1 pseudogene is annotated in these 630 nt (G+C 64.0%); it reads right to left on the bottom strand.

The window, feature by feature from the left end:
- Window positions 1–107 precede the first annotated feature (107 nt).
- A pseudogene (locus QMK24_RS41390) lies at window positions 108–630 on the bottom strand (DUF5655 domain-containing protein); the annotation flags it as partial.

Genomic DNA, 630 nt, shown 5'->3' on the forward strand with positions numbered 1-630 from the left:
GTACTGATCACGAGTCTCCAGGACCAGACGCACGGCCCGCTCCTTGAGCTCCTTCGGATATTGCTTCGCCATAACGGACTCGATCCTTCCAAAAGATCGAGCCTCGATCAAACCCGGAACGGTTCACCCGTCCCGTGGTGGCCAAGCCCGGACACGTCCCGGGTGAAGCCGGGAACGAGGTCGACGTGCTTCGGGTCAACCTTCAGGTAGACCAGGAGCTTGCTCCGCTGAGGCGGACAGACGCAGGCGAAGTTCCGCAGACGCTGATACGCCCGGTACTGCTTGCGCTCCACGCAGTTCACGCCGTCCCCGAGACCGAACAACGCCTCACCGACCGCGTTCGCCACCTCGATCATCGACGCACCGGGGACGTCGGCTGCCGCCCGTGCGACCGCCTGCCGACGCGCACGCCGGGGTGCCTGTGTCCCACCGCTCACGGACGCCACGGTCTCCAAGCCAAGCAGGTCGCTGCCGAAGAGGCGGTAGCGGACCAGGTCGATCGACCAATGCCACGAAGTTAAGGGCCCGTTGGCGATGTCAAGGGTAGGAGAGATGTAGGAGGGGCCTCTGCTATGCAGGGGATCGACCAAGATCTTCCTGAGAGAGCAGAGGCCCCGTGGTCCAGTTTGT

The sequence above is a fragment of the Streptomyces sp. PH10-H1 genome (genome assembly GCF_030063355.1).
Classification (GTDB): Bacteria; Actinomycetota; Actinomycetes; order Streptomycetales; family Streptomycetaceae; genus Actinacidiphila.